3 protein-coding genes are annotated in these 1810 nt (G+C 65.0%); 1 reads left to right on the top strand and 2 read right to left on the bottom strand.

The annotated features are described in order from the left end of the window. A partial coding sequence (gene bhcR / locus ENZ74_RS30905; RefSeq protein WP_063170248.1) for an HTH-type transcriptional regulator BhcR occupies nucleotides 1-822 on the top strand: 822 nt, incomplete at its 5' end. Here bhcR and ENZ74_RS30900 read toward each other — a convergent pair. Together ENZ74_RS30900 and ENZ74_RS30895 are read right to left on the bottom strand one after the other, a co-directional pair. Further along, complete coding sequence (locus ENZ74_RS30900; RefSeq protein WP_013531395.1) at nucleotides 823-1182, bottom strand: hypothetical protein; 360 nt, start codon at nucleotides 1180-1182, stop codon at nucleotides 823-825. It lies immediately after the preceding gene. Nucleotides 1183-1368: 186 nt separating this feature from the next. Continuing rightward, on the bottom strand, nucleotides 1369-1674 hold the full coding sequence (locus ENZ74_RS30895; RefSeq protein WP_013531394.1) for a BA14K family protein: 306 nt from the start codon (nucleotides 1672-1674) through the stop codon (nucleotides 1369-1371). Nucleotides 1675-1810 lie beyond the last annotated feature (136 nt).

The following is a 1810-nucleotide window of genomic DNA, read 5'->3' as shown; positions in this document are numbered from 1 at the left end:
ATGGAAACCACGGAAAAACGCCAGCGCGGCCGGCCGCGCGCTTTCAATGGGCCCTCGGAGGCCAGTTCGGTGCAGTCGCTCGATCGGGCGCTGAGAATCCTGGCCATTGTCGCGGAAGGCAGCGGCCTGTCGCTGAGCGAGATATCGGCGCAGAGCGGGCTTGCCGCCTCCACCGCCTACCGCATGCTGACGACGCTGCAAAACCACGGAATGGTCGAATTCGACACATCAGACCAGCTGTGGTCGATCGGCGTCGAGACCTACCGTATGGGCGCGGCCTTCCTGCGCCGCCGCAAGCTGGTCGACCGCGCGCGTGTCGTCATGCAGGAGCTGATGGAGAGAACCGGCGAGACCGCCAATCTCGGCGTCGCCGAGGACGATTGCGTGGTCTTCGTCAGCCAGGTCGAGACGCATCAGGCGATCCGCGCCTTCTTCCGGCCGGGCACGCGCAGCCCCTTCCATGCGTCCGGCATCGGCAAGGCGGTGCTGGCGCATCTCGAGCCGGAGCGCGTCGGAACCATGCTGCGCAAGGCAGGCCTGCAGCGCTTCACCGACAGGACGCTGTCCGACATTTCGGCGCTTGCCCACGATCTGGCGCGGATCAAGCAGCGCGGCTGGTCGGTCGACGACGAGGAGCGGCACCCCGGCATGCGCTGCGTGGCAGCCGCCATCTTCAACGAATTCGGCGAGCCGATCGGCGGCGTTTCCGTGTCGGGACCGACGGTGCGGGTGACGCCGGAGCGGCTGGCCGAGATCGGCCCGCTGGTGCGCGATGCGGCAGCCGAGGTGACCAGGATGATCGGCGGCGTGCGAGCCGGCTGATCAGCCCGCCCCGGGCAGCGCGCTCCTGGTCGCGATATCGAAGAAATCGAGAAGGATGGCCATGCCGACGCCGCAGGCGGTGAATATCAGGCCGGCCATGAAGATGCGGTTGGCGCGTTCATAGATGCGCCGCTGCAGGCATTTCGTGTCGAGCAGCAGCGAGAGCGCCCGCATCTGCAAGGCAATGCCGGCCAGGATCGGCAGGACGGCGACAAGATGGTAGGTCTGCCACGGGATCGGGTTGGCGGCCCAATGGGTGATGAAGCCCAGCGAAAACGCCAGCAGGATGCCGACGGTGGTGACGGTGCCGTTGCGGAAAACCGTTTCGACCAGGTCTTCCCTGGGGTCCTGCTCGTCCAAGGGTCTCTCCCCGCGTTTCGCGGTCCAGGATAGACGCTCGGAAAATCTCTGTACACTGTCCGATCTGTCGCCGGACCAATCCCTTCAGTTCTGCGCTGAAGCGGCCGATGGAGCACGCACCGCTACCATCCAGACAACAGAAGAGGGGCTCGCATGGGCCCCTCTGTTGCTGAACGGGTCCTCCCCTCAGAGACGGCAATAGTGGCGGTATCCGTCGTGGCCGAGATAGGTATCGGAGTCCGCGTCGTAGCTGGCATAGCGATCGTAGCAGCGGCGGACATGCCACGAGCCACCGCCTTCGTCGACATAGACGGTGCGCGGCTGGGCGAGCAGGCTGCCGAGGACGAAGCCGCCGACGCCGGCAGCAATGCCGATGCCGATTTCGCGGTTGTGGTGATGGCTGTGGGCGGCCGAAGGCTGCACGGTGCCGGCCAGCGTGGCGGCGGCGACGGCGGTGGCGATAAGGCCGGAAACGAGTGTGTTCTTGAACATGACGATCTCCTTGCTTCGTTGACCGAGGCGATCCATCCGCCTCTTGATCATCTGTCGTCACAGCCAGGAAAAAGGTTCGAACTTTTTTGATTTTTCTGGAGCTGGGAAATCGGATGGACCGAGGTCCAAGCTGAGG

Source organism: Mesorhizobium sp. M7A.F.Ca.CA.002.15.2.1, from assembly GCF_003998715.1.
GTDB classification, from domain to species: Bacteria; Pseudomonadota; Alphaproteobacteria; order Rhizobiales; family Rhizobiaceae; genus Mesorhizobium; species Mesorhizobium ciceri.
Note: the sequence above shows the minus strand (reverse complement) of the source record. Positions and strands in the feature narration are given on the sequence as shown.